This is a genomic window from Stenotrophomonas sp. PS02289 (assembly GCF_029960115.1).
Classification (GTDB): Bacteria; Pseudomonadota; Gammaproteobacteria; order Xanthomonadales; family Xanthomonadaceae; genus Stenotrophomonas.
In genome coordinates this window covers 1-6,533 of sequence record NZ_JASCOZ010000207.1, presented here as the reverse complement: position 1 = coordinate 6,533, position 6,533 = coordinate 1, and the positions used below count along the sequence as shown (strand labels likewise).

Genomic DNA, 6,533 nt, shown 5'->3' with positions numbered 1-6,533 from the left:
ACGTAGAGCCACGCCCTGCGTGGCTGCATGAACGCGTCCCGGCACCGCGAAGCCACGCAGGGCGTGGCTCTACGGTCCGATCGGCATCATGGACCGGACAGAACCTGCGCCCTCGCCTGCTTCCAATGCGCCTGCCAGGCCTGGAACATCAACACGTTCCACAGATGGGTGTGCCACTTGCGCTCACCCTGCTGGAACTGCTGCCACAAGGGGGCTACCGAGTTCACCTGGAACACGCCCTCGCCCGCCAGCCGTGCCGGATCCAGCAGGTCATCGGCCCAGCCCCGCAGGTCGCCCTTCAGCCACGCACTCACCGGCGCACCAAACCCGCGCTTGGGCCGGTGCACCATGTCGTGCGGCACGTATCGCCCCAGCACGCGCTTGAGCAGGTACTTGCTGACCCCGTCACGCTGTTTCATATGCAGCGGCAACGACCACGCGAACTCCGCCACCCGCCAGTCCAGCAGCGGTGCACGCGCCTCCAGGCTGACCGCCATGCTGGTGCGGTCCACCTTGCACAGCAGGTCATCGGGCAGATACGTGCTGAAGTCGGCCAGCATCATCGCGTCGGCCGGCGAACCGGCACCGTGCAGCGGGTCCGCCAGGTCATAGAAGCTGCCTGCACCCTTGGCACCGATCACCGCCGCGACCGGATCGCGCCAGCGCGAAATACGGTTGCGGTACACATCGCCAATGCCACGTGCGCCGGTTTCCGCCAGCAATGCGGCGAGGCCGCCGGTGCGCGAGGCCTCACCCTGGGTATGCGAATGGGCGGCCATCCAGCGCCGCAGCGGGGCCGGCACCCGGCCGAGCAGGTTCCAGTTGCGCAGTGCGCGCTGGTAACGGCTGTAGCCGAAGAACAGCTCGTCGCCGCCGTCACCGGACAGCGCCACGGTGACCGAGCCACGCGCCAGCTTGGCGACCAGCGCGGTCGGCACCTGCGATGCGTCGGCAAACGGTTCGTCGAACATCGAGGGCAACTGCGGCACCACCGCCAGGGCGTCCGCGCCGCTGACGTAGAGTTCGGTGTGGTCGGTGCCCAGATGCCCGGCCAGCGCCTTGGCCAGCGGGGCCTCGTCGTGATCCGAGCCCTCAAAGCCGATGCTGAAGCTGTGGATGGGCGTGGAGGACTGCGCCTGCATCAGCGAAGCGACGACCGACGAATCCGTGCCGCCGGACAGGAACACGCCCACCGGCACGTCGGCGACCATGCGCAGCGCGACCGCGTCGCGCAGCAGCCCGTCGAGCTGGAACTCGGCGTCGTCGTCGCTGCCGGCAAACGGAGCCGCCAGGGCATGCTGCATGCGCTCGCGCGCATTCCAGAACGGCACCTGCTGCTGGTCGGGGCGATGCGACGCAGCCCCCGCCGCGACGGCCGTCGCGTCCATCCGCAGCACCCGCCCTGGCATCAGCTTGAAGCAGCGCTCGTGGATGCAGTGCGGGGCCGGAATGTAATCCAGACGCATCAGCAGGGTCAGCGCGTCGCGGTCAACGTCATTGTCGAACTGCGGGTGCTGCCACAGCGCTTTCAGCTCTGAGCCGAACACCAGCGTGTCGCCGGCCCAGCCGTAGTACAGCGGCTTCTTGCCGACCCGGTCACGGGCCAGCCACAGACACTGTTCCGAGCGGTCCCACAGCGCGATGGCAAACATGCCGTTGGCGCGCTGCAGGGTCTCGTCCACACCCCAGGCGACAAAGGCGGCCAGCAGCACTTCGGTATCCGAATGTCCACGGAACGCATGCCCCAGCGCTTCCAGTTCGGCACGCAGCGCGGCGAAGTTGTACACCTCACCGTTGTAGGCCAGCACATATCGCCCGTCCACCGAGGCCATCGGCTGATGGCCGAGCGGCGACAGGTCCAGGATGCTCAGCCGGCGATGCGCCAGGGCGATGCCGGCAGCGGCATCGGCCCATACCCCGCGATCATCCGGGCCACGGTGCAGCAGGGCATCGCCCATCCGCCCCGCTTGATCTTCCAGTACGGCTTGTTCCGTTGCCGGAGCCGCCAACAGCATGCCTGCCAATCCACACATCAGTCAGTGTTCCTGCGCCAACACCCGCGCGGCGCTTACCAGTGCATTGTCGCTTGGAAGCACGCACATTGCTGCCCCTGCGAGCGGGGTATAGGTGTCGGCCCCACTGACCCGCTGCAATGGCAGGTGTCCCAACCCGGCCTCGACCAGCGCGGTGATCACGCCCTCGCCCACCCCGGCGCTGTGCCGGCCTTCGTCCACCACCAGCACCCGCCGCGCGTCGGCGGCCTGCGCGGCGATGAAGCCGGCATTGAGCGGCACCAGCCAGCGCAGGTCCACCACCCGCACCTGCCAGCCGTGTTCCTCGCCGATGCGCACAGCGGCACGCAGGCTCATCGGTACCCCGTTGCCATAGGTGAAGATCACCAGGTCACTGGCCTCGGGCCGGTATACGCGCCCCTCGCCCAGCACCAGCGCCTGGTCCGGGGCCGGGTACGGGAACAGCCACTGGCCATCGCCCGCCGCATGCAGGTCCTTGGTCATGTACAGCGCGATCGGCTCCAGGAACACGGCCACACGACCGTCGACCTGGGCGAGCGCGGCCAGGGTGCGCAGCAGCATCGCGGCATCGTCGCCCCTCGAGGGGCAGCCCACCACCAGCCCGGGGATGTCGCGCAGCGCGGCAATCGAGTTGTCGTTGTGGAAGTGCCCGCCAAAGCCTTTCTGGTACCCCAACCCCGCGATGCGTACCAGCATCGGATTGCGGTACTGGTTGTTGGAGAAGAACTGCAGCGAACACGCTTCGCCGCGCAGCTGGTCGGCGGCGTTGTGCAGGTAGGCCAGGTACTGGATCTCCGGAATCGGCAGCATGCCCAGATTGGCCAACCCCTGCGCCATGCCCAGGATCATGGTTTCATCCAGCAGGGTGTTGAACACCCGGCGCGGACCGAAGGCTTTCAGCAGCCCCTTGCTGACCGTATACACCCCGCCCTTCTGCGCGACGTCCTCGCCGAACAGCAGCGCGGCCGGGTATTTGCACAGCAGGTCGTGCAGGGCCTGGTTGATCTGCACGGCCAGATGCCGCGGCGGCTGCAGCTCGGGCAGCTGGGCCGCGCCGCCAAACGCCTGCTCGCGCTCCTCGGCCGGTGCCGGGCGGGTCGCTTCGGCCTGCACGGCGGCCGGCGTGTAGGGAGCCAGCGGCGCGACGATGTCGTCCAGCGTTTCCAGCCTGGGCCGCGCATCGGCGGCCTCGGCGGCGGCAAAACAGCGCGCGCGGATCGCTTCGTAGCGCTCCAGGATCTGCTCGGCGCTGAGCCAGCCGGACTGCAGCGCGATCTGCGCGGTGCGCAACAGCGGATCGGCCGCTTCAGCGGCGCACAGCTCAGCCAGCGGCCGCCACTCGATCTCGAAATCGGTACCGGCATGCCCCATCAGGCGGGTGGTGCGCAGATGCAGGAAGGTCGGCCGGCGCGTGTAGCGGCAGTGCTCCAGCGCGCGCTCGACCTGGGCATGGCCTTCGACCAGATCCAGGCCGTCGGCATGGAAGTAGTCCAGGCCGGGACGGTGGCTGAAGCTGTCGGCGATCCAGCCGCTGGGCGTCTTCACCGAAATGCCGATGCCGTTGTCCTCGCACACGAACAGGATCGGCGCCGGCAGGCGCTGGTACGCGGCCCACGCGGCGGTGTTGAACGCGGTCTGCGCGGTGGCGTGGTTGGCCGAGGCATCGCCGAAGGAGCAGATCACCACGCTGTCTTCGGGAATCGGCAGGTCGTGGCCGATGCGACGCGCGCTCTCGATCGCCAGCGCGGTGCCCAACGCCTTGGGCAGATGCGAGGCGATGGTCGAGGTCTGCGGCAGCACCCACAGCGGCTTGCTGCCCCACACCTTGTGGCGACCACCACTGGCGGGATCGTCGCGGCTGGCGGCGAACGACAGCGCCGAATCCATGACCGGATCCATGCCGGGCAGCTTACGGAAGCGCTCAGCCATGAACGCGCCTGAGCGGTAGTGCAGGAACGCCGGATCGGTGTGCCGGGCCGCGCGTGCGACCAGCGCATTGCCTTCGTGACCGGACGAGCCGATGGTGTAGAAGACCTTGTTCTGCACCCGCAGCACGCGCGCCATCAGGTCGAGGTGGCGGCTGATCAGCTGCGACTCGAACAGTGCGTCGAACCCGGCCGCGTCCAGCGCACTGCCGGGCAGGATCGGTTGGTGGGGGGCCGGCCGCGCGGCGGGCTGCCCCTGCCAGTGGCGAACAAACTCGATGAAGTTGGTATCGCAGATTTCAGCGCGGTTGAGGCCCTTCATGCGGGCCGGAATCGGATCGGGAACCACGGCAAACATCCATCACCCTCCGTGACGTGTTGCGGACGTAGACGACCTTTGGCCGCATCAGGCCATACGCGATTCCGGTTTGCCAAGAGCAGGCGCAACAAAAAGGCCGGGGACGTTCGCCCCCGGCCTTGTCGCTTCAATCATTGACCTGCGGTTGCCGGGCATGGCCCGGCACCACTTACTGGGTGACAGCGGCGGTCTGCGTGACCAGCTGGCCATCCACCACCGGCAGACGATCGCTGGCCGGCTTGTTGTCCATCTTGACGGTCTTTTCGACGCCGTCGTAGCGGTAGGTCACGTTGTAACCGGTCACCGCGTCGGTGGTGCCCATGGCAATGCGGGTGCCCGGCTTGCTGGCCATGCGCATGGTGCCGGTGGTGCCGTCTTCATTGCGGTAGGTCACGTTGTAGCCGGTGACCCGGGTAGACTCGGAGGTCGCGGTTTCGGTGTGGCACTGGCGCTCGGTGCGGTTGACCACGCGACCACCGACGTGACGCTTGTCGATCTGGTTGCCGATCACGCCACCGGCCACGGCACCGGCTGCGGTGGCGGCCTTCTTGCCGTTGCCGCCGCCGACCTGGTTGCCGAGCAGGCCACCGATGACCGCACCAGCCACGGTGCCACCGACGTTACCGTCGCGTTCGGGCAGGCGCTCCTGCACCACCACGTCCTCGCAGACCTCATGCGGGGTCTGCGTGGTCGAGGTCTCGCGCACCGGCTCGGTACCGATCACGGTGGCGTAGGCCTTTTCCTTCTTGGTCAGCGGGTCCACCTTGACCACGTCGGCATATTCCAGCCCACGCGGTGCATTCACCGGCACCGAATCAGACGCGGCACCGTCATTGGCCAGCGGCGAGGTGTCCAGGGTCGGTCGGTTCTGCGAGGCGGTCACCGCGTCAGCGGAATCACCGCTCTTCATGAAGGCCGCGGTGGCGATACCGCCCACCAGCAGCGCACCGGCAGCGACCAGAGCAGTAGTAGTTGTGCTTTTCATTTCCGACTCCCTGCGGACGATCCGCAACGTTCTTGGGGAGGATTCCAGCATGCAACACCTGAACGGAATCTCCACATGACGCTTACAGCCGCACCGCCCATTCAGGTTCTGTCATTCTACGGCGCGTGATAGCGTTTACAGCATTACTGGAGGACTCCGCGATGGCCAATCCCCTGCTCCTGCCGATCGTCAACTGGGCGCGCCGGCTGCGCTACCCGACCCTGTTCAAGATCACCGCCGCGCTGTTCGCGCTGACCTTGTTCATTCCAGACCCGGTGCCGTTCGTGGACGAGATCCTGTTCGCGCTGGGCACGCTGCTGCTGGCCAACTGGAAGCGGCGCAGCGACGATCTGCCCCCCACCCTGCCGACGCCACCACGCGCGTGATCCTGTTCGACAGCCACTGCCATCTGGATGCGGACGAATTCGATGCAGACCGCATCGAGGTGATTGCACGCGCGCAGGCGGCTGGCGTGCAGTCGCAGGTCCTGCCGGCGGTGACCGCGGCAAGCTGGCCCAAGCTGCGCGAGACCTGCGCCATGGCCGACGGTCTTCATCCCGCTTACGGTCTGCATCCGATGTTCCTTGACCAGCATCGGCCCGAGCATCTGGAGCAGCTGCGCGAGTGGATCGCACGCGAGCGTCCCTGCGCGGTCGGCGAATGCGGGCTGGATTTCTTCGTGGAAGGGCTGGACGCCGACCAGCAGCAGTTCTACTTCGTGGAGCAACTCAAGATCGCGCGCGACTTCAACCTGCCGGTGATCGTGCACGCACGCCGTGCGGTCGATGCGGTGATCGCTGCGATCAGGCAGGTGGGTGAACTCCGTGGCGTGGTGCACAGTTTTCCCGGCAGTCCTGAGCAGGCCGATCAGTTGCACAGGCTGGGCTTCCTGCTCGGCCTCGGCGGGCCGCTGACCTATGACCGGGCCCAGCGCCTGCGTCGGCTGGTGGCGCAGATGCCGCTGGAGCAGCTGCTGCTGGAGACCGATGCCCCGGACCAGCCCGATGCCGGCATCCGCGGCGAACGCAATGAGCCGGCACGGCTGGCGGTGATTCTGGAGACCGTCGCGCAGTTGCGGACCGAGCCGGCAGAGGTGATTGCGGCGCAGACCACCGCCAACGCAAAACGGTTGTTCTCGATCCCGTAGCGCCACGCCCTGCGTGGCTGCGACCCTGTTTGACACCGCGAAGCCACGCAGGGCGTGGCTCTACGCCCGGTCGAGCGCGCTGCGG

The 6,533-nt window shown here is 67.5% G+C and carries 5 protein-coding genes; 2 read left to right on the top strand and 3 right to left on the bottom strand.

Annotated features, from left to right (window positions below; genetic code table 11):
* Positions 1–86: 86 nt before the first annotated feature.
* The 3 genes from asnB to QMX83_RS19220 form a co-directional block, all read right to left on the bottom strand.
* Entirely contained in the window at positions 87–2,033 is a 1,947-nt protein-coding gene (asnB, locus tag QMX83_RS19230) for an asparagine synthase (glutamine-hydrolyzing) (RefSeq protein ID WP_282298249.1), read from the bottom strand.
* A 3-nt stretch (positions 2,034–2,036) separates the two neighbouring features.
* Entirely contained in the window at positions 2,037–4,316 is a 2,280-nt protein-coding gene (locus QMX83_RS19225; protein WP_282298248.1) for a thiamine pyrophosphate-dependent enzyme, read from the bottom strand.
* Positions 4,317–4,485: 169 nt separating this feature from the next.
* Positions 4,486–5,301, bottom strand: coding sequence for a glycine zipper 2TM domain-containing protein (locus QMX83_RS19220; RefSeq protein WP_282298247.1), 816 nt, complete (start codon positions 5,299–5,301; stop codon positions 4,486–4,488).
* Between the two features lie 161 nt (positions 5,302–5,462).
* Between QMX83_RS19220 and QMX83_RS19215 the strand changes: the two genes are divergently transcribed.
* Together QMX83_RS19215 and QMX83_RS19210 are read left to right on the top strand one after the other, a co-directional pair.
* Positions 5,463–5,687, top strand: coding sequence for a DUF6116 family protein (locus tag QMX83_RS19215; RefSeq protein WP_125359283.1), 225 nt, complete (start codon positions 5,463–5,465; stop codon positions 5,685–5,687).
* Positions 5,684–6,448 carry a TatD family hydrolase gene (locus QMX83_RS19210; protein WP_282298246.1) on the top strand — a complete coding sequence of 255 codons (765 nt, stop codon included), beginning with the start codon at positions 5,684–5,686 and terminating at the stop codon, positions 6,446–6,448. Before QMX83_RS19215 ends, QMX83_RS19210 begins: the two co-directional genes overlap by 4 nt.
* The last annotated feature ends 85 nt before the right edge of the window (positions 6,449–6,533 follow it).